Source organism: Methylotenera sp. (assembly GCF_013141425.1).
GTDB lineage: Bacteria > Pseudomonadota > Gammaproteobacteria > Burkholderiales > Methylophilaceae > Methylotenera.
This window is the reverse complement of sequence record NZ_JABFRA010000100.1, coordinates 60136-82238: the sequence shown is the minus strand read 5'-3', so window position 1 is coordinate 82238 and position 22103 is coordinate 60136. Positions and strand designations below refer to the sequence as shown.

The window sequence follows — 22103 nt, the reverse complement described above, 5'->3', positions numbered from 1 at the left end:
ATTTCGCCAGTTTTTTGATTTTCATTGGCACCCAATGTCGGAATGGTGGCTTTGGCGGGCGCTGGTGGTAGCGCTTTGTCCAAAAAATAGCCACCACGCTTGTCATCCACTATTTCTAGGCCGGTGCCTTTAAGTAACTCTTTGAAGCCTTCTTGGGTGCTGTAGTTGCCTTTTAAGCCTTTGGTTTCTTTGCCTTGGGTCAGTTTTGGGTCAAAACCCAGCAAGGTGCCTGTTTCGGCGGCGTAAGCTGGGAGTGCCTCGCTTAAGCTTCCTGCTGGGATATTGTATGTTTTGGAGGCGCTAGCTTTTGTTTGATTATCTGCAGCTAATGCGGTGTTTTGTTGTGCGCCATTTAGCAAAACAAACATAATGCTAGCCAAACCTACATTGATGGATTGCAAGTTCTTAGATTTATTTATTTTGGTATTTCTATGCGCCATGTAATGCTTCCCTTACCAATTCTCCAAAATAATTATTTTGGTTTCTATTAGCTATGCCGCACGAGATTTTAAAACAGGAAAGAGATGTGAAAATATTTTTATACGGGCACCCTAAATAACAAACATCATGCATCGGTTTCAGTAGGAGCGGTCCGTGACCGCGAACTTTTACTCTCGCGGTCACGGACCGCTCTTACAAAAAAGTATGGTATGAGCTTATTTATTGGGCCAACTTTAACTGGCTTGAATAGTCGTCCAATATCCCATTATTGTGTGGATGCGAACAGGCAAGGTGTTGGTAAGCGTTTCAAGTACGGCATCGGTATCTTGTGTGGGAAACGAGCCGGAAATTTCAAGTTTGGCGACTGCGGGGTCGCAGCGCAACAAGCCTGGACGGTAACGTGAGAGTTCCGCCAAGAATTGCGCTAAGGGCATGGCATATGCTACTAAAATACCTTTTGACCATGCAGCATCGGTTAGCCTTGCTTTTTCAGGGCGTGATAGTTGCGTGCTAGTAAAGTTGATAGATTCCCCTGCATTTAGGACAATATTTTGCCCTAGGTTGCTTTCAGGCTCTACTTTAATTTGACCTTCAAATAGGCTGGCTTTTGTGTAATCTGCAAAATTACGAACAGAAAAATGGGTGCCTAATGCTGTTACCAAACCATATTGCGTTTTTACGGTAAAGTTGCGCTGTGCGGTATCTTGGTGGCCTGTTTTAATCAGCACTTCACCTTCTATCAACTCTACTTGTCGCTGCTGGTTGTTATACAGCACATTAATGGTGGTATTGGTATTTAGGTAAAGCTGCGTGCCATCCGCGAGCTGTATTTCGCGAGTCTCACCCACAGCGGTTTTGTAGTCTGCTAATAATTCACGCCAAGGTTGCTCTTGGTAGGTATACCAGCTGGCCGTGCCTACACTAAACATTACAGCGAGTTGTTTCAATGCTTGTCTGCGTGGCGGCGCTGGTTTTTGTAAAGTTGTTAAACCTACTTTAGGTGGTAATTGCTGAAATTGCTGATTGATTTCTTCTAACTGCTGCCAAGCTTGGGCATGTTTGCTGCTGGCATCTTTCCAGCTTTGCCAAGCCGCGTAGTCACGTTCATTGGCTTCTCCCGAAGCTAATTTTGCATACCATTGGCTGGCAGCGACCATTGCTTGCGAAGGTTTTAACATGAGCGTTTTAATAAAGTGAAACTCATTTAATTCGATAAATGCTGCTTAAAAATTGCACAATGTAACGCGGCTTTGGCTATGTAGTTTGTAACAGAGCGGCTTGTTACGCCAAGCTGATTGGCAATCTCGGCGTAACTTAAGCCTTCTAACTGTAGTAATAAATAGGCCTTGCGTACTTTAGGTGGCATGCCGTCTAGCATCGCATCAAGCTGCACTAAGGTTTCTAAAGTGATTAACCTCGCTTCAGCAGAGGGTTGCTCGGCAACGGGGATATTGGCCAGCGCTGCAAGGTAAGTTTTTTCGAGTTCTCGCCGGCGAATGAGACTCACCATCAAACCGTGTGCGATGGTGGTTAAGTACGCGCGGGGTTCAATAATGCCAATGTGATTGTTTTTATGTAGTAGCTTAAGAAAAGTCTCTTGCGCTAAATCTGCCGCACTATGCTGGCAACTTAATTTTTTATTCAGTAATTTAACTAACCAGCCATAGTTGTTCGCATAGATGTCGTGCAGGAGCGATAAGCCAATCGATGAAACATTGTTGTCTAAGGCAATGTTCTGCGCTTGCTTGATACTACTACTTTGTAAGACACTCGCAATGCGCATAGGATAAATGAATGGTTATTCAGGTCTAAAGTGTTTTGCGCAAACTGGCAGGGGCAATATTGAGTGATTCACGATATTTTGCTATGGTGCGACGCGCCACTACGATGCCTTGTTTGGCTAGTAGATCAGTAATTTGGTTGTCAGAAAATGGTTTCTTAGGATTTTCTTGTTCGACCAACTGCTTGATCAGCGCACGTATCGCAGTAGCTGAACAGGTGCCGCCGGTATCGGTTGCAACCGAGCTACCAAAAAAGTATTTCAATTCAAAAATACCGCGTGGCGTCAGCATGTATTTGTTATTGGTGACGCGCGAGATGGTGGATTCATGCAATTCAAGTTCTTCAGCGATTTCACGTAGTACTAGCGGCTTCATGGCAACTTCACCATATTCCAAAAAGTTGCGTTGACGGTCAGTAATCGCTTGAGATACACGCAATATAGTAGAAAAACGCTGTTGAATATTTTTAATCATCCATTTAGCTTCTTGCATCTGGCTTTGTAAATATTGGCTCGAGCTATCGCGGTTGCGTTTTAAAATATTGGCGTAGAGTTGATTGATTTTCAGTTTTGGAATCACCGCGTCATTCAGGCTGGCAATCCAAATGCCTTTTACTTTTTTAATAATGACTTCATGCTGTATGTAATGCTCAGAACCAATCACGCTGAACGCACTGCCTGGGCGTGGGTTCAAATTAGTTATAAGCTGTTGCACACTTTTTAGTGTGGATTCATCGCAACCCAATTCTTTACGCAATTTACCAAAGTCGCGGGCGCCCAATGCGGGCAAATAATGCTTGGCCATTAGCTTGGCAAGCGCCAAATGTGGGGTATATTTAGGGAGTAAATCAAGCTGCAATAATAGGCATTCACTTAGATTACGCGCACCTACGCCTGCGGGGTCTAGATTTTGCACATGATGCAAGGCGGTTTGTAGCTCTAGCGCGTCAATTTCAAGCTCAGGCGGCATTTGTTCCGCAATGTCTTCTAGCGACTCTTCTAAATAGCCATCTTCATTAATACTATCTACGAGTAATAAAGTCAGTGTTTGATCGCGCTCGGATAGCGGCATCAATTTGAGTTGAGACAGTAAGTGTTCGCGTAAACTGACTTGCAAGGTTTCTTGTTGTTTGAAATCGCTGTCGTCATCCGCAGGCGTATTATTTTCGTCCCACAGGCTACCATTTGAATACTCGTCATATTCATCGTTGAATTCGGCTGAGAAATCGCTGGCATTTGCCTCAAATTCAGTCGTGCTAGCTTCAAAGTCGGAAGATTCCGTTGAGCTTAATTCGGTTTTACTTTCTGAAAAGTCGGTATTGGTTTTGTCGAGCTCAAAATCAATATTAGCGTCAAAATCTTGATTCGGTTCTGCGGTATTTCCATCGTTGCTGGTTGTGTTCAGCGTGACTTCGTCTTCAATGTTATCTGTAGAGTTGCCGTATTCATCTTCACCGTCATCGCCACGTTCTAGCAATGGGTTGGTTTGCATCAGTAAATCAATTTCTTGATTGAGTTCTAAAGTAGAAAGTTGCAATAAGCGAATCGCTTGCTGCAACTGTGGCGTTAGTGATAGGTTTTGAGAAAATTTGAGTTGTAAGCCTTGTTTCATAGTCTAAAATCTTTGCCTAAATAAACTTCACGCACGCGCTCATTTTCTACGATTTCACTTGGAATGCCTGATGCAAAAACATGGCCTTGATTCACGATGTAGGCACGATCGCAAATACCCAAAGTTTCACGTACGTTGTGGTCGGTAATCAAAACGCCAATATTGCGAGCAGTTAAAAAGTGAATAATTTTTTGTATATCAATCACGGCAATCGGGTCTATCCCTGCAAAAGGTTCATCCAGCAAAATAAAGCTAGGATTGGATGCAAGGCACCGCGCAATTTCAACCCGGCGGCGCTCACCACCGGATAAACTCACGGCCGCGCTGTCGCGGATATGTTCAATATGCAGTTCTTCGAGTAAGGATTCCAGTTTTTCATCCATCGCCTCTTCAGTCATGTCTTGTAGTTGTAGCACCGCAAGAATGTTTTCAGAAACTGTCAATTTGCGAAAGATAGAAGGTTCTTGCGGTAAATAAGATAACCCTAGTCGAGCACGCTTATGAATTGGCATGCGGCTTAAGTCGTTGCCATCGAGCATAATTTTGCCATCGTCTAAAGCAACTAGGCCCACCATCATATAGAAGCTAGTGGTTTTGCCTGCGCCATTCGGGCCAAGCAAACCTACTACTTCACCACTTTTTATGCGCAAAGAAATGTCTTGCACTACAGTGCGTGTTTTGTACGATTTACGTAAATTTTCGACTATCAGTTCGCTCATTTTTGCATATTCATTATTTTAAGTGTCAGGCGATTATTTTGCTTCAACATCTACCGATTTTACTTCAGGGGGTAGGCTAATGGTTCGACTAAATCGCGTGTCTTTCAATGGAGAGATGCTAGAACTCCCGCCGCCACTGCCTGTATTTTTAGGCGCCTCAGTTGCCGGGTCAGTGGCTTTTTTGTTTTTTGGCTGAATAATGGCGTGCACACGGCCGCTACCTGTAGTCACGCCATCGGCAGATTTTGTGCCGCCTATCACCTCGGCATATTCTGTATTAGCGTCATAGCTAATGTAATTGCCGTGTACGATATCTTCGCCGCGCTTTACCCAAGCGTTCGTGTATAGCTGCACTTTATCCATGCGACCATCGTATTCAATGCGCAATGCACTACCTTCCATATATTCATTTTTACCCTCACGTTTTTGTTTGAAGGTGGTAGGATTGCCAGTTGAGGTGCTGTGCTGAAAGCCCGCGCTGTCTTCACGCACCACCAATTTGTCGGCACGAATAATTAGGGTGCCTTGTTTTAAAATGACATTGCCCGAGTAAGTGCTAATTTGCTTGGCGTCATCCACTTTTACAGAATCCGCTTCCAAATCAATAGGCTTGTCGCGATCGGCCGCTTCTGCAAAGACAAGGCTGGCGAAACCCATTGTTAAGCAGGCTAGCGTTAAACTTATCAACAGATTAGGTTGTATTTTTATGGATTGGTTACTCATAGCGTCTCCGAATGCGCGCATTATTCGTGTTGGATTTTTTTACTGTTGAAGCTGTTTCTTGATTACTTATTGGTTTAACTTTTATTGGTTTAACTGTAGTTACCTGATTCGTTTTAGCTGGTTTTTCATAATGTGCACGTACATTATGCAACAAGGTGACGGTGCGTGTTTTTTTTTCGTAAATCATGCCCGTGGCATAAATAACGGTTTTAGGTGCTTGTTTTATCACCACTGGGCTATTGGTTTGCACTAAATCTTGATTAGGCAAGATGTTTAAATAGTCTGTTTCAATGGTCATTTCACCTTTTTCAGCAAAAGCCTGACGCTTGATTTTGACTTTGTCTACTAATTGCACTTGTTCGCCATCGCTCGAAACATAGCCGCGCAAAGCTTCAACTTCGGTATACGGTTTGTTGACAGCAAACTGGGTAAAGCGCGGCAGTTGTAAATCTGTCGTGTCATTATCAGGAAAATGCTTCATCTCCGCCGCAGCCAATTTATAACGTAAGCGTCCATCCTTATCCGTTTGTGTGGTTACAAAATTACTCATAATGTAATCTGGGTCATGTCTACTGCTGCCATCCAATTTTGGTTCTGGTGGTTGAACCATGTGGTTAATCCAAGCGGTTAGCAATCCAACTAATGATAGCAATGCTATCGGGTAAACAATGGCCGAACGATTGCTTACGGCCATTTTATGAAATTACCGTGCCACAAGTTAAGGGTTTACACTTTTCTTTAGTAGGCATATTTTTAATTGGCAATACTGGCTTGGGTTAAAAATTTTGCCATTTGTGCATCAAATGTCCCTTGTGCTTGCATAATCAGCTCGCAAATTTCGCGCACCGCACCAAACCCACCTGCTTTTTTGGTTACATAGTGTGCGTGTTGAAGTACCAAAGCTGGTGAATCTGGCACCGCCAGTGCCAAGCCACATTTGAGCATGGGCGGTAAATCCACCACATCATCACCCATAAACGCACATTGATACGCCTGTAAGTTACTTTTATGCACCAAGTCGTTGAATGCCACTAATTTGTCTTCTGCGCCTTGATAAAAGTGCGCGACCCCAGTAGTTTCGGCACGCTTTTTTACCACATTCGAGGTGCGCCCAGTAATAATCGCCAGTTCAACACCTGTTGCTTTCAGTAATTTCATGCCAAGGCCGTCATGCGAGTGAAAGGTTTTATATTCTTGGCCATCATCACCAATTGTTAGTCCGCCGTTAGTCATAACGCCATCGACATCCAGCACCAGCAACTTGATGTTTTTAAAGCGTTCGTTTAACTCGGGGCTTAGAGTGTAGTTTGTCATTTAACTTAAACCACCTTAGCGAGTAAAAGGTCGTGCATATTCAATGCGCCGACTAGAACACCTGCATCATCGGTTACTAATAAGGCATTTATTTTGTGTTGTTCCATAATCTCAACCGCTTCTATGGCTAATTTAGCTTGATGGATAGTAAGCGGATTTTTGTGCATCACGTCGGCAATGTTTGAGGTGGCTGCATTGACGTTTTGTTCAAATGCACGGCGCAAATCACCATCGGTAAAGATGCCAATCGGTGCATTATTCGCGTCTACAATCGCAGTTAAACCTAGGCCTTTGTGCGTCATTTCCAATAAGCCTTGCGAGAGTGAAGCCTCTGCTGTGACTTGTGGAATATTGTCACCTGTACGCATCAGGTCATGAACATGAATCAATAATCTGCGACCTAGACTGCCGCCAGGATGAGAGCGAGCAAAATCTTCTGCAGTAAAGTCGCGTTGATCCAACACACATAAAGCCAGTGCATCGCCCAGTGCTAAAGCCACCGTAGTACTTGAAGTGGGCGCCAAACCTAGTGGACAGGCTTCTTTTGCGACACTCGCACTTAAATGAATGTCTGCGGCCTTCGCCAAGGTAGAAGCATCATTGCCAGTAATGGCGATGATGCTTGCGCCGAGTCGTTTTAGCGGAGTAACAATGGCGAGAATCTCATCGCTTTCACCAGAATTTGATAAGGTAATCACAACGTCGCCAGCGGTAATCATGCCTAAATCACCATGGCTAGCTTCTGCAGGGTGCATAAAAAAGGCAGGTGTTCCTGTGCTAGCCAGAGTAGAGGCAATTTTGCCTCCAATGTGGCCGGATTTTCCCATACCGCTAACAACAACTCGCCCAGTGCAATTTAAAATCAGAGCAACTGCTTCGGTAAAATGATTATCAAGCCGGTCTGCAAGTGTATTAATCTCATTGGCTTCAAGCAATAATACCTCGCGCGCCAATTGCAGCGTTGGTTGTTTATTTTTTGTAGCTTGCTGGGCTTTAAGACTTAATGACATTGTGCTTTATGAATCAGTTTAATTGACATAATTGGCTGTTAGTATAAAAGGGAATGCCAGATATATAAAGTCTATGTCACAACTATCTGGCAATAATTTTGTTATTTTAAGTAACTATTTTAGTTTTAGGCATAATTTTTGCTATTGCGGCTATTGTTTGAATACGCTAGTTAAAAGAAAATGTGACGGATATTAAATATTCGATTGAAGATGTGAAACAATAGAGTTCAATCCGACACGGAATATACAAAGGTTAAAAAGTAAACTATGTTTGAAGCATTGCCCTTAGTATTAATTCTACTCATCAGCTCAGTGCTGGCGGTAGCTTTATTTCGCAAACTACGACTACCTGCAATGCTGGCGTATTTTTTAGTGGGTTTGGCGCTTGGGCCGAACACTTTTGGCTTATTGCCCGATACTGAATCTAGCCGTGAGTTTGCCGAATTTGGTATTGTATTTTTAATGTTTAGTATCGGTTTGGAATTCAGTTTGCCGCAGCTTTATGCCATGCGTAAAAAGGTTTTGGGCTTAGGTGGTGCGCAGGTGGCTCTTACCTTGGCTATTATTATGAGCATAGCAAAACTCAGCGGATTAGATTGGTCTGCGGCTTTTGTGATTGCCGCAGCTTTGGCCATGTCATCCACGGCGATTGTTTCTAAAATTCTAGCGGAGCGGGTTGACTTAAATTCACGCCATGGTCGTTTGAGTATCGGTGTATTACTTTTTCAAGATATTGCGGTAGTGCCAGTGTTGGTACTTATTCCAGCACTGGGTATTGTGGGGGCCAATTTAACCGATGTGCTTGGTTTGGCATTATTAAAAGCCGCCGCCATGCTGTTATTTTTATTTACTGTGGGTAAATGGTTAATCAATCCTTGGTTTAACATTGTGGCCAGTCAGCGCTCACGTGAGTTATTTGTAATGAACGTGCTGATGATTACCTTACTATTGGCCTTTGCAACTAAGTTGGCGGGTTTATCTTACGCATTGGGTGCCTTTATCGCTGGCATGTTGATTTCAGAAACAAAATTTCGCTATCAGGTGGAGTCAGACATTTCACCGTTTCGAGACATCTTGCTTGGTTTGTTTTTTATCAGCGTTGGAATGTTGCTAAACCTGCAACAAATTGCTAACCATATTGGCATGGTACTGTTGGTTTTGGTTTCATTCATCGCTTTCAAGGCGGCGGTAGTGGCTTTGGTGGTAAGACTCGTCAAATATGAATGGGGCGTGGCCATTCGTACAGGCTTGATACTGGCGCAAGCGGGAGAATTTAGCTTCGTGATTCTGGCACTTGGCGTTGAACAAAAGTTAATTAGCGGACAAGCTTTACAAGTGGTATTGGCGGCATCGCTGCTTTCGATGGTGATTGCACCCTTTCTGATTCAATACAATGGTCGATTAGCCAGAAAAATGGTGCGCAGTTACACGCGCAATAGCGGCCAAGTGGTGCAGGATATCGATGATGTTGGTAAGCACTTACATAATCATGTGATTATTTGCGGTTATGGGCGCAGTGGCCAGTATTTAGGCCGATTTTTAAGAGAAGAGCATATCCCTTATGTCGCGCTCGACATTGACCCAACGCGGGTACTTGAGGCTTCCGCCGCTGGTGAAAACGTGATGTTTGGCGATGCGGCCCGACGTGTGGTGCTAGACGCGGCAGGTAGCGCACGCGCCAAAGCGCTCATTATCAGTTATGCAGACAATCGTGCGGCCATGAAAATTCTGCATATTGTGCAAGAAAATTACCCGCAACTGCCCGTCATTGTCCGTACCGTGGATGATTCTAATATGGAAGCACTGCGTGAAGCGGGCGCTACAGAAGTCGTTCCCGAGATTTTAGAAGGCAGTTTAATGCTGGCCTCACATGCCTTAATGTTACTGGGTGTGCCGCTTCATCGCGTAGTGAAACGCATCCGTATTTTTCGTGAAGAACGCTATCAGCTATTTAAAGGCTATTTTCATGGGGTTTCCGATGCAGAAGATGAGTCTTTAGAAAAACAGCAAGTGCGACTGCATTCGGTCATCGTTTCCCCTGGGTCTTATGCGATTGGAAGGCGTTTGGCTGATCTACAATTGGAGAGTTTTGAGGTGAAAGTTAAATCCATTCGACGCCCAAATTCCAATGGCACGGTGCCTAACAATGATAGTGAGCTTGCAGAAGGCGATGTGATTGTGTTGCTTGGTCAACCGACTGGTTTAACAAATGCGCAGAATGCCTTATTAATTGGCCGCGTAGCTACTAAGTAATTAATAAATTATGAAAAAGAATGTAGTAATTGTAGGCGGCGGAATCGTCGGCTGTATGACCGCAATGGAGCTGGTTGGTCGCGGTTGCAAAGTGACCATAGTCGAGCGCAATCAAATCGCCAGTCAAACTTCGGGCGAATCTTCTTGGGCAGGTGGCGGCATCGTTTTTCCACTGTTGCCTTGGCTGTACTCGGATGCGGTGAATGTACTCACGAGCTATGGTGCAAAATCCTATGCTGAAATCTGCCAACGTTTACTACGTGAAACTGGCATTGATACTGACTTTGAACAATCAGGATTTTTGCTGTTACCGGAATTTGATACAGATGCCGCCACTGCTTGGTGTGCCAACAATCTAGTTTCCGCGCAAAAAGTCAAAGCCTCAGCATTTGGTGTGCAGTCCTTGAGCGGTGAAGATGCGCTTTGGCTACCCAGCGTTTGCCAAGTTCGCCCGCCTTATTTCATGCAAGCCATGCGTAAATGGTTGCAGCAAAATAACGTCACCCTGTTGGAACACACCGAACTTTTGCCATTGCAAGAAACGCAAACATTAAATGCATGGCAAACGACGCATGGCGAAACGATTACGGCAGACCAATTTGTGGTAACTTCTGGCGCTTGGAGTTTTGAGTTGCTTAAAGAAACCAGCGCAAAACTCAACATCAAACCCATGCGCGGGCAGATTCTGCTGTACAAACCTGAAAAAAATCTTGAGCAAATTGTCTACAGAGAAGGTTTTTATATGATTCCTCGCCGTGATGGCTATTTATTGGCAGGTAGCACGCTTGAAGATGTAGGCTTTGAAGCCGCCGTCACCCGCGAAGTACGCGATGAAATTAGCGCAAAAGCTGAGGCGATTATGCCCGAGTTAAAAAACCAACCCATTCTCAAACACTGGAGTGGTCTGCGTCCAGGCACACCTGAAAACCTACCCACTATTTCCGCACACCCAACAATAAAAAATCTGTACTTGAACACAGGCCATTTTAGATACGGTTTAACCATGGCGCCAGCGAGCGCAAAATTGGTGACGGCTTTAATGCTAGGTGAGAAGCCGTTGATTGATGCAACGCCATACACTTGCTAATTTCACTGATAATTTTTCAGTTTGAGTTATCAGAAATATTCAAAAAATTGTTGAAACTAAGTGCTTTCATGAAATGTCCGACCTAATAGGTAGGGCTAAGTTGTAAATTTTACAGAAGCCAATTCATCGTGTAGTGACATTTACCTTATATATCGATTTTGGGAGAATAGGATGCTTAAAAAATTATTGTTTTTAACGCTGTTTTCTTTTTCTGGTTATGCATTCGCTGAAGACAAGATAGCAGAAAAAACCAACCCACTTGAGGGGACTTGGGAATGGGTAAATGTGAAAAATGGTTGCAGCGAAACCTATATTTTTGCACATGATGGTTCAAGTCATATTGTGAGTGGCACTGAGGTTTCTGACGCAAAATATTGGCTCTCAGAAAAACCAACTGAAAAAGGCTTTTACAAAGTCACCTTAAAAATTGAAAAGGACCTAGGTGGGACTGACTGTTCTGATGATGTAAGTGACAGTACGGGACAAGAGTATATTAATTTCTTGGCCTTTCATCCCTCTGGAAATTTGTATGTGGTGTGCGAAAAGGAAACTACAGACAGTTGTATTGGCCCGCTTAAAAGGATTCAATAACGACACTTCTGTTTAGTGGAAGTTAAATGCAAGCCACTTAATGTAAGTTTTAAAGTATTTAGAGCACAAAATAATGGTTGCTGAAATATATCGTCAGCTAGCAGTTTTTTTGGTCGCAGGCATTGGGTTGTATGTCGCTGGTGTTTCGCGTGCCCAATCGGATGAACTGCAACTTTCAGGCAAGGAGCCAGAGGCTGAAATTGTGTCAAATATTGTAGCGATAGCAATCCCGCCCCAGCAAATTCCACTAGAAAAATCTGAATATGTTTATAAAAATGGCTATCAGCTAAAACTGCTAGATAAATTTAGTCTGCACGCCAGAGTGCTTTCAAAGCGGCTCTATTTTGGTGATGAACGTGCAGATATTGCCCCTGTCGATTTAGCCGTTGGCTGGGGTAAGTTGGCTGACCCCGCTATACTAAAATATATTCAGTTTCGGCAAAATAATCGATTTTTATATTGGCATGTAGACGAGTTCCCCATTCCGCGTAAGGAGCTAGAATCTTCCGCAACAAATATTCACATGATTCCTGCGAATGGAAATATAGAAAAACAGGCCAAATCCATTAAACGCGGACAAGTCATTTCCTTACGAGGTTTTTTGGTCGACGCGAAAGCGGGTGATAATGCGGTATGGCCAACTTCCAGAAGCCGTGAAGATTCTGGCGAAGGCGCTTGCGAGATTTTATATGTAAATGAAATTGTGGTGCATGACCAGTAAAAAGTAACTTGTAAGCCAGTTATCTATCTTTGATTTTCTCTATCCGCTCATCCATACGTGATAACAAAAACCACCATTCGCTGCCATCGCTGCGATATTCTCGTACCGCGCCAGCGCGCACGAGTATTTTACGCAGTTCGTTGTCTTCAAAGCCACCCAGATGTTTTTGTAATACGTCAAACGACCTATCGGTGTAGCTTTTGTGGCTTAAAAAGTGTCGGGCGGTTTCTTCTGCCATAAACTCAGTTTTGTTTTGCTGGCGGATGCTGGCAAGTTGGTGCTTGAATTGTTGCCGATTCACGGCGAAAGTAATTAGGCCGCCAATTAGCGTGCCGAGTAGCGTGAATAAGGGTAACTGTATTGAAGCGTCCATCGATTTTCCTTTCAGCGTTATTTGCGTTTATTTTACTTGGCAACCCAGTCGTCCGATTTTCCGCCGTGCTTTTCTAGTAGTTTAATTTCGCTTATTGCCATGCCACGGTCAACTGCTTTGCACATGTCATAAATCGTAAGTAAGCCCACACTTACAGCTGTTAGTGCTTCCATTTCAACCCCAGTTTGCCCAATAGTTTCTGCAGTGGCGGTGCAGATGACAGCGGAAATTTTATCGTCTATCTCAAATTCGATGGAAACTTTGGTTAGGCTAATCGGATGGCAAAGTGGTATTAAATCAGCGGTACGCTTGGCGCCTTGAATCGCGGCAATACGGGCAGTACCTAGTACGTCGCCTTTTTTGGCACTACCATTTATAATAAGTTGCAAGGTGTCAGGTAACATTTTAATTGTGCCAATGGCAACCGCGATGCGCTTGGTATGGGCTTTGTTGCCCACATCAACCATGTGCGCTTGGCCGCTGGCATCAAAGTGCGTGAGTTTTTTTGCTGTTGATTCGCTCATTTAATTACCTTATTTTCTGAAACTTTAAGACTAAAGTCATTATCATATAACAATGAAATTAAAAACCATTGTAATTGCCCTGTCACTGGCAATAAATTCTGTACAGGCTGCCCCAGAACCACGTATATCTGGCGGACCTTATTCTGGCTCCAATACGGGCGCAACCAATCTTGATGTGAACTTGCCTGATTTGGGCGATGTTTCGCAAACTGTGTTTACACCACTTGATGAGCAGCGTATCGGCGAGCAAATTATGCGGGATGTCGCGGTGAGCGACGAGGTGGTGCAGGATGTTGAGGTGATTGATTATTTGAACGCGCTTGGAAATCGCTTAGCCGCAGCCAGCTCAGATAAGCATCAAAAATTCAATTTTTTTGTGGTGCAAGATAATTCCATTAATGCGTTTGCCATGCCGGGCGGAGTTATCGGTGTGCACACGGGCTTGTTTTTGGCAGCGAATAATGAATCCGAACTTGCGGGTGTGCTAGGCCATGAAATTGGCCATGTTACTCAGCGTCATTTGGCACGTATGTTGGCCTCACAGAAATACGATACGTTTAAAAATATCGCGGGTATAGCGCTGGCTTTATTAGTGGCGCGGGCAAACCCACAGTTGGCGAGTGGGGCGCTGACTACAGCTTCTGCGGCCGGTGTGCAGAATCAGTTGGACTACACGCGAGAACATGAACGTGAAGCAGATAGAGTCGGCTTGCAAATACTCAATACTGCGGGTTTTGATGTGCGTGGCATGCCCTCTTTTTTTACAACTTTGCAGCGCGGCTCGCGCTATTCCGAAGGCAGCGCACCTGGATTTTTACGCACTCACCCACTCACCAGTGAGCGTATTTCCGATGTCACCAATCGTGTCGACCAGATGGCCTACAAACAGGTGCCAGATAGCGTTGAGTTTCAGTATGTAAGGGCTAAGCTGTTTGCAAATAATGGCGCGGTAGATACCAATATCGCGGTGTTTGAGCAAAATATACGCGAGCGTCGTTATACAAATGAAGCGGTTGAACATTATGGTTTGGCGGTATCGTATTTACGAAAAAATGCACTCGCTCAAGCTGAAAAAGAGCTGATCTGGTTGAAAAAAAATGCCCCACAGCATGCCATGGTTGAGAATTTAAGCGCACGCGTACAGGTGGCGAAAAATAATCCTGCACTGGCTGCTAAGCAGTATGCCGAGGCTTTGAAGTTGTACCCAGATAATCGTGCTTTAATTTATGGATATGCCGACCATTTTTTGGCGGTTAAGCAAGTGGATAACGCAATTAAGCTGATTAAGGATAAGCAAAGTTTGTATCCAAGTGATGCTTATTTTTATGAAGTGCTGGCAAAGGCCTATACTATGCAGAGTAAAGCTTTGCTTAGTTATCAAGCGCAAGGCGAGGCTTATTTTAGGAAATACGACCTGGCGCGTGCAATCGAGCAAATGGAGTTGGCCACAAAAGCAAAAGACGGTGACTTTTACCAAATATCAATCGTAGAAGCGCGCTTAAAAGAACTTAGACGTTTACAAGGCGATGTGAAAAAAAGTTGATGGAACTTACATGTTGATGGATTTTGCAATATGCAACGTAGAAATTTTTTAACGCTGTTATTCGGTGCAACAGCGGCTTTGTTCTGGATGCCGATTAATGCAGTTGCAACTGCTTGGAATCGAGCAGCTTTTGAAACTACAAAACTGAACGAAGCGACCAGCAGTCTAGGCATAATTGAAGAAATTGCCAGTGACGCCATTCTGATTAATGCACCAGATAAAGCTGAAAATGGTGCCATTGTGCAGATTGAGGTTAAAAGTAATATCGTAAACACCGAGACAATTTCTATTTTGGTGGAAAAAAATCCAACGCCACTCATTGCACATTTTAAGTTTGGCCATGGCGCTGAGCCTTTTGTGGTAACGCGCATCAAAATGGCGGAAACTTCTGATGTTAAAATTATTGTAAAAGCGGGAAGTAACTATTTTACCAATGCTAAAAATGTCATTGTGTTAGAGAACGGCTGTGGTTAAGGATTCTTATGGCTTCCGATAACATGAAAATGCGTGCCCAACTTAAAGGCGCGGTGACCGAAGTTAAAGTATTGATGAGTCACCCGATGGAAACGGGACGCAGAAAGGATGATGGGGATCGGCTGATTCCAGCCCATTTTGTACAATTACTTACGGCAACATTAAATGGTGAACCCGTGCTAGAAGCACAGTGGGGAACCGGAATTTCAAAGAATCCGTATCTTACCTTTAGATTATATGGTGCAAAAGTTGGCGATATTATTGCGGTGACTTGGCATGATAATTTAGGTGAGACGGCAACGCAGCAAATTATTGTTTCTTAGTGTTTGATAAATTTTATTTATCATTATCATTAGAACGATATATTAGATTAAGTAAATTAAACGCTCTATAATCTCTCCCACAAGTTAATTAGTTTTAACAAAAACAGTTTTTGCAGTTTTTTTAACCCAACTTTTAATTAACCCAAAATAAGGAAATCACAATGTCATTAATTAATACACAAGTTCAACCATTTAAAGCGCAAGCATTCCATAACGGCAAATTTGTAGAAGTCAGCGATACCAGCATTAAAGGTAAATGGGCGGTAGTGATATTTATGCCAGCTGCATTTACGTTTAATTGCCCTACAGAAGTAGAAGATGCGGCTGAACACTACGCAGAATTTCAAAAAGCGAATGCGGAAGTTTATATCGTTACAACCGATACACATTTCTCACACAAAGTTTGGCACGAAACTTCACCTGCAGTAGGTAAAGCAAAATTTCCGCTAGTGGGTGACCCAACACACCAATTAACACGTGCGTTTGACGTGCATATTGAAGAAGAAGGCCTAGCATTACGTGGCACTTTTGTGATTAATCCAGAAGGTGTGATTAAAACTTTAGAAATTCATAGCAATGAAATCGCACGTGATGTAAAAGAAACACTACGTAAATTAAAAGCAGCGCAATTCACTGCAGCTAACCCAGGCCAAGTATGCCCAGCAAAATGGCAAGAAGGCGCAAAAACATTAACGCCTTCGCTAGACCTCGTTGGTAAGATCTAAGCAGAAATAGCGAATTAACATTCGTTAAATTTGTTAGCAGTTAGCAAGACGCTACACCTTTATAACACCCTTTAAAGGTGTAGCCATTACAAAAGCATTATTCAAAAGATAATGCTTTTTATTTGTGATTTTCATAAATGATTTATACGTTTGATGATGAATCATGCGTCAGTCACCCTGATAGAGACAATTTAAAGAGAATAATCATGGCACTAGAAGCAAATATCAAAGCACAATTACAAAACTATTTAGGCATGCTACGTGAACCTATCGAACTGGTAGCATCACTGAATGAAAGTGCTGGCGCGATTGAAATGCGCGAGTTATTAGAAGAAGTTGCTAGTATGTCGGACAAAATCACACTGACAAATGGCGAAGATGCGCGTAAGCCATCTTTTGCGGTAAAGCGTTCAGCATCGCACAAAGACGCTGACCAACCAGTTGGTGTGCGTTTTGCTGGCATTCCAATGGGCCATGAATTTACTTCCTTGGTATTGGCATTACTCCATACGGGTGGCCATCCTATCAAGTTAGAAGCTGAAAAAATTGCCCAAATTGCGGCGATTGAAGGCACATTTAATTTTGAGACCTACATTTCCTTAAGTTGCCACAACTGTCCAGACGTGGTGCAAGCCATGAACATGATGGCGGTGATTAATCCCAATATCACCCACGTCATGATTGACGGCGCACTTTACCAAGATGAAGTTAAAGCCAGAGAAATTATGTCGGTGCCAACCATCTATCTAAATGGTGAGGTGTTTGGTGCGGGCCGCATGGAGCTTGATGAAATTCTGCTCAAAATTGATACAGGCGCTTCTGCACGTGAGGCTAAAAAGCTAGACGCACAAGCGCCGTATGATGTACTCGTGGTTGGCGGCGGGCCAGCGGGTGCTTCAGCAGCCATATACGCAGCGCGTAAAGGCATTCGCACAGGTATTGTCGCAGAACGGTTTGGCGGTCAAGTCATGGATACGCTTGGTATTGAAAACTTTATTTCAGTACAAGAAACCGAAGGCCCTAAATTAGTAGCCGCCTTTGAAGAACACGTAAAAAGTTACGATGTCGATATTATGAACTTGCAACGTGCCGTGAGTTTGTCTGAGCCAGGCAAAGACGGTAATAAAAACACCGATTTAATCGAGTTAAAATTAGAAAGTGGCGCAACGCTTAGAAGTAAAGCGGTTATTGTGGCAACGGGCGCACGCTGGCGCGAGTTGAATGTACCGGGTGAAAAAGAATACCGTGGCAAAGGCGTCGCCTATTGCCCGCATTGCGATGGCCCGCTGTTTAAAGGCAAGCCAGTGGCGGTAGTAGGAGGTGGCAACTCAGGTGTTGAGGCGGCGATTGATTTAGCCAACTTTGTTGCACATGTAACACTTTTGCAATTTGATACCACTTTGAAGGCGGATGCAGTATTGCAGAAAAAACTACGTACTTTGACGAATGTAACCATTATTACCAGTGCACAAACGACTGAAGTAACGGGAGATGGCACGAAAATGAATGGTTTGACTTATACAGACCGCGTGACTGCCGAGAGTAAGCATCTCGAACTTGATGCGGTATTTGTACAAATTGGCTTGTTGCCGAATAGTGATTGGCTAAAAGGCACGGTCAATTTGAGTAAATTTGGTGAAGTTGAAGTGAATCATCATAATGCCACTTCATTGCAAGGTGTATTTGCCGCGGGTGACGTCACCACAACCCCTTATAAACAAATCATTATTGCCATGGGTGAGGGTGCAAAGGCGTCACTGGGTGCGTTTGATTACTTGATTCGGCAATAATAAAAAACGATGGCGGCAAGATTAGCTCAGCAATTGATTGCCGCCATCGTACGCATTTTAATTTATTGCTGCTTGATTTTGCAGGTATTGATACCAAAAATGCTATAGGCACCGCAAAAGCCTACTAAGCCTGTGGCTAGAGGTATTACGCCAATCCAAGCCCACACAGGTCCGCCAAATATTGCCCAAGCAATCAAAGCTACTCCAACGGCAATGCGTAATGCCCGATCAAGGCCTCCAATATTTACTTTCATGATAATTCCTTTAGAAAAATGAAAACATGTTGAATAAGAATAGCGTCTAAAGCCTAGGACTTTGCTGCTTGTGCATTAGTTTCATAAGACTTTATTTGTATTACAGCAGTGGCTTAATCGGCGTTAGTTGATAAAACACGACACGCTTGCGCTTCATGGCTGATGCATATTGATCTGGTTTGTCAGTAGCGGCATTCCAGCTATTTTCGGGCCGCATGTCAATTTCAATGGCTTGCTGAACATTCTTAGCCAAGTTCTCATTTTGCACAATAACGCCGACTTCTGTGTTGAGGTTTTGCGAGCGTGGATCGAAATTAAACGTACCAATGTACACGCTTTTATTATCCACAACCATGGTCTTGGCATGAATAGCAAATACAGGTGGCCTGATGTTCTGTAAAACTGCTTGGCGCACCAATTGCTGTTTAATCTGTGGATCAGGTTTATATTCAAATATTTCTATGCCCATTTTGATCAGTTGATCACGCTGATTTCGATAACCACTAAAAGCTTGGATATTGTCAGTAGAGGCGAGGGAGTTGGTGTTGATACGCACTTTTACACCACGTTTGATAGCGCTTTTAAATAGGTTTTGGGCTTGGTTTGACATGACCAAATAAGGCGATTGTATGACGATCTGTTCGTTAGCGCTCTCAACTAACTGGGCTAATTTTAAGGTACTTGCGCCACCGCCGCCCAGCAAATATTTCATCTTGTTTTTGCCAGGCGTGTCGCTGATAAATTCAACATCTGTCCAAGTGATTTGTTCTGCAAGGCGCATGAATGCTGTTGGGATATTTTGAATTGCGTTTAAGTTTTCGGCAGAGAAATTTTCAGGGTTTTTGGCGTAGTTATGCAGTTCATGGTAAATATTCTGTATTTCATCGTCCTTTACTTTTACGTGCTTTTGCATTAAGCCTAAGCCATCGTAAAGCTCTTCAACAGGCGCACTGAGCGGGCTAGACCAAAATTTTTCAAAGCTCGTTTGCATGCTCTTGGCAACGTCACCAAGCAGAAGCGCATCGCGGTCGCGAAAATTATAAGCATTGTTGTAGTCAAAATACTCTGCCGCCATATTTCGCCCGCCTGTAATTGCTAGTTTGCCATCGACGATAAAGGTTTTATCGTGCATGCGTTGATTGACGCCGCGAAAATTCACAGCAATATTCAACAATCGTTTATGAAACGGTGTGCCGACAGAATGTTGCGGGTTGTAGATGTGAATATCAATATTCGGGTGTTTTGCGAGTGCAAGTAAGGATTTATCGGGCGCATCGATTAATAGATCATCTACAATCACACGCACCTTCACCCCTCTATCTGCTGCGCGCAATAAGGCTTCTGAGGCTAATATGCCAATATTATCGGTGCTCCATATAAAATATTGCACTTCGATAGTTTTTTGCGCGTTGTCGACCAACCATGCGCGTGCTAACAAAGCCTCTTCACCTTTATCTAGCACGTAAATGCCACTTTGGTTGGGGTGTGAGGTGATTTGACTATCAATAAAAGCCAGTTCTTGTGATGCAATGGCCGAATTGGCAAACCAAATCAGGAATACAAAAAATAGGCTAAGCTTCGAAATCTGGCGAGTCATTATTATTCTCTATAAGCGCGATAAACTTAATGCAACAGCTTCAGCCACCCTGATGCCATCGACACCGGCAGACAATATACCCCCTGCATATCCAGCACCTTCGCCGGTTGGGTATAAGCCTTTTGTATTGATGCTTTGCAAATCATCGTCATGGCGCTTAATCCGGATTGGCGAGGAAGTTCGCGTTTCAACGCCGGTAAGGATGGCCTCTGGCATATCAAAACCTTTAATCTGTTTTGCAAACTGTGGAATCGCTTCACGAATAGCACAAATCACATATTCGGGTAAAGCAGTATCTAAATTGGTGAGATGCACACCTGGCGTATACGAAGGGGTCACCTCACCAAATTCTGTAGATGGCTGATTGGCTAAAAAGTCCCCCACGAGTTGCCCAGGAGCCTCGTAGTTACTGCCTCCCAGGGCATAGGCTTGTGACTCCCATTTACGTTGTAACTCCATGCCTGCCAGCGGATGTCCTGGATAATCCACTTCAGGCGTAATGCCAACCACAATGCCGGCATTTGCGTTACGCTCGTTACGTGAATACTGGCTCATGCCATTAGTCACCACGCGGCCTTCTTCAGAAGCCGCTGCTACAACGGTACCGCCCGGGCACATACAGAAGCTATAGACACTGCGGCCATTGCTGGCATGGTGCACAAGTTTGTAATCTGCCGCGCCTAAAATTGGGTGCTGCGCATTTGGGCCGTGGCGCGCTGCGTCAATGAGTGATTGCGGGTGCTCGATACGGAAACCAATAGAAAAGGGCTTCGCTTCAATATAAATACCGCGTTTATAAATCATTTCAAAAGTATCGCGTGCGCTGTGACCAACGGCCAAAATTAGGTGGTTCGTGGCAATCCGCTCACCATTATTTAGCACAACCGCTTTTACTTGTTTGTCGATAATCTCAATATCTTCGACTTTACTTTGAAAGCGTACTTCGCCACCTAGTGCGATAATCTTGTTACGCATTTCTTCTACCATGCCGACTAATCTAAAAGTGCCGATATGCGGATGGCTGACGTATAAAATCTCTTCAGGCGCGCCTGCTTGCACAAACTCATTTAACACTTTGCGGCCATAATGATTCGGATCTTTAATCTGGCTATAAAGTTTGCCATCAGAGAAAGTGCCAGCGCCGCCTTCGCCAAACTGTACGTTAGATTCTGGGTTAAGTTTAGCTTTACGCCATAAATTCCAAGTGTCTTTGGTGCGTTCACGCACGGCTTTGCCGCGTTCTAGCACAATAGGTTTAAAACCCGATTGTGCCAAAATAAGCGCAGCAAATAGCCCAGAAGGGCCTAAGCCAACAATTACAGGTCTATCTTTAAGTGTTATTGGTGCTTGCGCTACAAATTTATAAGTAGTATCTGGCGCGATTTTTACGTGCGGGTCTTTACCTAATTTGGCTAATACTTTAGCTTCACCGTTGACTGTGACATCGAGCGAATAGACTAATAATATTGCATTGGCCTTACGTGCATCAACTCCTCGTTTAAAAATAGAATAATTGACTAAATCAGCAGCATTTATAGCTAGTTTTTTAATTAAGGCGGCTTTGACTGCGCTTGGCTCATGCGCTAATGGTAATTTGATTTCGGTGACACGTAACATAGATTTAGCTAACTTTATAAATTGAGCGGAAATTGCAATAATTGCCGCAACATCGGTACGGTAACTGGTTTTTTGGTGGTCAAAGACCATTCGTCTAAGGCGTCTAGCGTTGCCATTAACGTTGATAAATCGCGTTTTAGGTAGCGCAAGCAATAATCAACCACTTCGGTTGGCAGGCGTATGCCACGTTCGGCAGCGTGATTTTGCAAGGCAAGGGCTTTTTCCGCGTCATTCAATGGTTGCAATTGATAAACTAAACCCCAAGCCAAACGGGTGGCTAAATCGTCACGCAAGCCCATTTGCGTTGGTGCGTAACGCCCCGCGGTGATGAGAGTGCCGCCCGTTTCTTTAAGTTGATTGTAAGTGTTAAATAAATCAATTTGAGCGTCATTGTTAAGTAAATGCACATCGTCCAGGACCCGCATGCCTATTGCCTTGCAGGCCGATAGTAAATGGCTTTTACCGCTACCAGCTTCACCCCATAAATAGATAAATTTAGATTGCGCTGCATTCCTAGCCGCAGCATTCAGGCTGGCAAGTGCTTCTGCGTTACGCCCTGCAATGTAGTTCAATAGCGTGGGTGGAGACGCAGGTTTAATGTCGAGTAAAAGTTGTTTCATTTGCAAAATAGG

General features: G+C 43.9%; 24 protein-coding genes. 9 read left to right on the top strand and 15 right to left on the bottom strand.

Going from position 1 to position 22103, the window contains the following annotated elements:
- From HOO90_RS09180 to HOO90_RS09140, 9 genes are all read right to left on the bottom strand, one after another.
- Positions 1-440 (bottom strand): STN domain-containing protein (locus tag HOO90_RS09180; RefSeq protein ID WP_292842306.1); only part of this gene is annotated, 440 nt, incomplete at its 3' end.
- Positions 441-674: 234 nt separating this feature from the next.
- Positions 675-1619 carry a FecR domain-containing protein gene (locus HOO90_RS09175; RefSeq protein ID WP_292842304.1) on the bottom strand — a complete coding sequence of 315 codons (945 nt, stop codon included), beginning with the start codon at positions 1617-1619 and terminating at the stop codon, positions 675-677.
- A 26-nt stretch (positions 1620-1645) separates the two neighbouring features.
- Positions 1646-2224: a sigma-70 family RNA polymerase sigma factor gene (locus HOO90_RS09170; protein ID WP_292842302.1), complete on the bottom strand. Its 579-nt coding sequence runs from the start codon at positions 2222-2224 to the stop codon at positions 1646-1648.
- Positions 2225-2249: 25 nt separating this feature from the next.
- Positions 2250-3833, bottom strand: a complete 1584-nt coding sequence (locus HOO90_RS09165) for an RNA polymerase factor sigma-54 (protein ID WP_292842300.1) — start codon at positions 3831-3833, stop codon at positions 2250-2252.
- Entirely contained in the window at positions 3830-4552 is a 723-nt protein-coding gene (gene lptB / locus HOO90_RS09160; protein WP_292842298.1) for an LPS export ABC transporter ATP-binding protein, read from the bottom strand. Before lptB ends, HOO90_RS09165 begins: the two co-directional genes overlap by 4 nt.
- Before the next feature lie 33 nt (positions 4553-4585).
- Complete coding sequence (gene lptA, locus HOO90_RS09155) at positions 4586-5209, bottom strand: lipopolysaccharide transport periplasmic protein LptA (protein WP_292842314.1); 624 nt, start codon at positions 5207-5209, stop codon at positions 4586-4588.
- Positions 5210-5267: 58 nt separating this feature from the next.
- Positions 5268-5969 carry an LPS export ABC transporter periplasmic protein LptC gene (gene lptC / locus HOO90_RS09150; protein ID WP_292842296.1) on the bottom strand — a complete coding sequence of 234 codons (702 nt, stop codon included), beginning with the start codon at positions 5967-5969 and terminating at the stop codon, positions 5268-5270.
- A 59-nt stretch (positions 5970-6028) separates the two neighbouring features.
- The gene (locus HOO90_RS09145) at positions 6029-6589 is read right to left on the bottom strand and encodes an HAD family hydrolase (RefSeq protein WP_292842294.1); all 561 of its coding nucleotides are present in this window, start codon (positions 6587-6589) and stop codon (positions 6029-6031) included.
- Positions 6590-6594: 5 nt separating this feature from the next.
- On the bottom strand, positions 6595-7599 hold the full coding sequence (locus HOO90_RS09140; RefSeq protein WP_292842292.1) for a KpsF/GutQ family sugar-phosphate isomerase: 1005 nt from the start codon (positions 7597-7599) through the stop codon (positions 6595-6597).
- A 267-nt stretch (positions 7600-7866) separates the two neighbouring features.
- Here HOO90_RS09140 and HOO90_RS09135 point away from each other — a divergent pair, with 267 nt between their 5' ends.
- The 4 genes from HOO90_RS09135 to HOO90_RS09120 all read left to right on the top strand — a co-directional run bounded on the left by HOO90_RS09135 (position 7867) and on the right by HOO90_RS09120 (position 12251).
- Positions 7867-9852, top strand: coding sequence for a monovalent cation:proton antiporter family protein (locus tag HOO90_RS09135; RefSeq protein ID WP_292842290.1), 1986 nt, complete (start codon positions 7867-7869; stop codon positions 9850-9852).
- A gap of 10 nt (positions 9853-9862) precedes the next feature.
- Positions 9863-10939, top strand: coding sequence for an FAD-dependent oxidoreductase (locus HOO90_RS09130; protein ID WP_292842288.1), 1077 nt, complete (start codon positions 9863-9865; stop codon positions 10937-10939).
- A gap of 171 nt (positions 10940-11110) precedes the next feature.
- Positions 11111-11530 (top strand): hypothetical protein, encoded by a 420-nt coding sequence (locus HOO90_RS09125; RefSeq protein ID WP_292842286.1) that lies wholly within the window; start codon positions 11111-11113, stop codon positions 11528-11530.
- A 73-nt stretch (positions 11531-11603) separates the two neighbouring features.
- Positions 11604-12251 (top strand): hypothetical protein, encoded by a 648-nt coding sequence (locus tag HOO90_RS09120; RefSeq protein WP_292842284.1) that lies wholly within the window; start codon positions 11604-11606, stop codon positions 12249-12251.
- 19 nt (positions 12252-12270) lie between these two features.
- Here the strand turns inward: HOO90_RS09120 and HOO90_RS09115 are convergent, their stop codons facing one another.
- Positions 12271-12624, bottom strand: coding sequence for a hypothetical protein (locus HOO90_RS09115; RefSeq protein WP_292842282.1), 354 nt, complete (start codon positions 12622-12624; stop codon positions 12271-12273).
- Between the two features lie 32 nt (positions 12625-12656).
- Complete coding sequence (moaC, locus tag HOO90_RS09110) at positions 12657-13148, bottom strand: cyclic pyranopterin monophosphate synthase MoaC (protein ID WP_292842280.1); 492 nt, start codon at positions 13146-13148, stop codon at positions 12657-12659.
- Positions 13149-13200: 52 nt separating this feature from the next.
- Between moaC and HOO90_RS09105 the strand changes: the two genes are divergently transcribed.
- From HOO90_RS09105 to ahpF, 5 genes are all read left to right on the top strand, one after another.
- On the top strand, positions 13201-14691 hold the full coding sequence (locus HOO90_RS09105; RefSeq protein ID WP_292842278.1) for a M48 family metalloprotease: 1491 nt from the start codon (positions 13201-13203) through the stop codon (positions 14689-14691).
- Between the two features lie 30 nt (positions 14692-14721).
- On the top strand, positions 14722-15165 hold the full coding sequence (locus tag HOO90_RS09100; protein ID WP_292842276.1) for a thiosulfate oxidation carrier protein SoxY: 444 nt from the start codon (positions 14722-14724) through the stop codon (positions 15163-15165).
- A gap of 8 nt (positions 15166-15173) precedes the next feature.
- Entirely contained in the window at positions 15174-15488 is a 315-nt protein-coding gene (gene soxZ, locus HOO90_RS09095) for a thiosulfate oxidation carrier complex protein SoxZ (protein ID WP_292842274.1), read from the top strand.
- 161 nt (positions 15489-15649) lie between these two features.
- Positions 15650-16213, top strand: coding sequence for an alkyl hydroperoxide reductase subunit C (gene ahpC, locus HOO90_RS09090; RefSeq protein ID WP_292842272.1), 564 nt, complete (start codon positions 15650-15652; stop codon positions 16211-16213).
- A gap of 206 nt (positions 16214-16419) precedes the next feature.
- A complete protein-coding gene (gene ahpF / locus HOO90_RS09085; RefSeq protein WP_292842270.1) occupies positions 16420-18003 on the top strand; it encodes an alkyl hydroperoxide reductase subunit F in 1584 nt (527 codons plus the stop codon).
- Between the two features lie 62 nt (positions 18004-18065).
- On the opposite strand, the gene HOO90_RS09080 is transcribed toward ahpF, so the two are convergent.
- The 4 genes from HOO90_RS09080 to HOO90_RS09065 all read right to left on the bottom strand — a co-directional run bounded on the left by HOO90_RS09080 (position 18066) and on the right by HOO90_RS09065 (position 22091).
- On the bottom strand, positions 18066-18257 hold the full coding sequence (locus HOO90_RS09080; protein WP_292842268.1) for a DUF2892 domain-containing protein: 192 nt from the start codon (positions 18255-18257) through the stop codon (positions 18066-18068).
- 100 nt (positions 18258-18357) lie between these two features.
- Positions 18358-19854, bottom strand: a complete 1497-nt coding sequence (locus tag HOO90_RS09075) for a phospholipase D family protein (protein ID WP_292842266.1) — start codon at positions 19852-19854, stop codon at positions 18358-18360.
- 9 nt (positions 19855-19863) lie between these two features.
- The gene (locus tag HOO90_RS09070; RefSeq protein WP_292842264.1) at positions 19864-21471 is read right to left on the bottom strand and encodes an NAD(P)/FAD-dependent oxidoreductase; all 1608 of its coding nucleotides are present in this window, start codon (positions 21469-21471) and stop codon (positions 19864-19866) included.
- Between the two features lie 14 nt (positions 21472-21485).
- On the bottom strand, positions 21486-22091 hold the full coding sequence (locus HOO90_RS09065) for a DnaA/Hda family protein (protein ID WP_292842262.1): 606 nt from the start codon (positions 22089-22091) through the stop codon (positions 21486-21488).
- Positions 22092-22103: the final 12 nt, after the last annotated feature.

Coding starts and splice junctions, on each gene's coding strand:
- HOO90_RS09175 (WP_292842304.1), bottom strand. CDS start 1,619: ATGTTAAAACCTTCGCAAGCAATGGTCGCTGCCAGCCAATGGTATGCA.
- HOO90_RS09170 (WP_292842302.1), bottom strand. CDS start 2,224: ATGCGCATTGCGAGTGTCTTACAAAGTAGTAGTATCAAGCAAGCGCAG.
- HOO90_RS09165 (WP_292842300.1), bottom strand. CDS start 3,833: ATGAAACAAGGCTTACAACTCAAATTTTCTCAAAACCTATCACTAACG.
- lptB (WP_292842298.1), bottom strand. CDS start 4,552: ATGAGCGAACTGATAGTCGAAAATTTACGTAAATCGTACAAAACACGC.
- lptA (WP_292842314.1), bottom strand. CDS start 5,209: ATGGGTTTCGCCAGCCTTGTCTTTGCAGAAGCGGCCGATCGCGACAAG.
- lptC (WP_292842296.1), bottom strand. CDS start 5,969: ATGGCCGTAAGCAATCGTTCGGCCATTGTTTACCCGATAGCATTGCTA.
- HOO90_RS09145 (WP_292842294.1), bottom strand. CDS start 6,589: ATGACAAACTACACTCTAAGCCCCGAGTTAAACGAACGCTTTAAAAAC.
- HOO90_RS09140 (WP_292842292.1), bottom strand. CDS start 7,599: ATGTCATTAAGTCTTAAAGCCCAGCAAGCTACAAAAAATAAACAACCA.
- HOO90_RS09135 (WP_292842290.1), top strand. CDS start 7,867: ATGTTTGAAGCATTGCCCTTAGTATTAATTCTACTCATCAGCTCAGTG.
- HOO90_RS09130 (WP_292842288.1), top strand. CDS start 9,863: ATGAAAAAGAATGTAGTAATTGTAGGCGGCGGAATCGTCGGCTGTATG.
- HOO90_RS09125 (WP_292842286.1), top strand. CDS start 11,111: ATGCTTAAAAAATTATTGTTTTTAACGCTGTTTTCTTTTTCTGGTTAT.
- HOO90_RS09120 (WP_292842284.1), top strand. CDS start 11,604: ATGGTTGCTGAAATATATCGTCAGCTAGCAGTTTTTTTGGTCGCAGGC.
- HOO90_RS09115 (WP_292842282.1), bottom strand. CDS start 12,624: ATGGACGCTTCAATACAGTTACCCTTATTCACGCTACTCGGCACGCTA.
- moaC (WP_292842280.1), bottom strand. CDS start 13,148: ATGAGCGAATCAACAGCAAAAAAACTCACGCACTTTGATGCCAGCGGC.
- HOO90_RS09105 (WP_292842278.1), top strand. CDS start 13,201: ATGAAATTAAAAACCATTGTAATTGCCCTGTCACTGGCAATAAATTCT.
- HOO90_RS09100 (WP_292842276.1), top strand. CDS start 14,722: ATGCAACGTAGAAATTTTTTAACGCTGTTATTCGGTGCAACAGCGGCT.
- soxZ (WP_292842274.1), top strand. CDS start 15,174: ATGGCTTCCGATAACATGAAAATGCGTGCCCAACTTAAAGGCGCGGTG.
- ahpC (WP_292842272.1), top strand. CDS start 15,650: ATGTCATTAATTAATACACAAGTTCAACCATTTAAAGCGCAAGCATTC.
- ahpF (WP_292842270.1), top strand. CDS start 16,420: ATGGCACTAGAAGCAAATATCAAAGCACAATTACAAAACTATTTAGGC.
- HOO90_RS09080 (WP_292842268.1), bottom strand. CDS start 18,257: ATGAAAGTAAATATTGGAGGCCTTGATCGGGCATTACGCATTGCCGTT.
- HOO90_RS09075 (WP_292842266.1), bottom strand. CDS start 19,854: ATGACTCGCCAGATTTCGAAGCTTAGCCTATTTTTTGTATTCCTGATT.
- HOO90_RS09070 (WP_292842264.1), bottom strand. CDS start 21,471: ATGTTACGTGTCACCGAAATCAAATTACCATTAGCGCATGAGCCAAGC.
- HOO90_RS09065 (WP_292842262.1), bottom strand. CDS start 22,091: ATGAAACAACTTTTACTCGACATTAAACCTGCGTCTCCACCCACGCTA.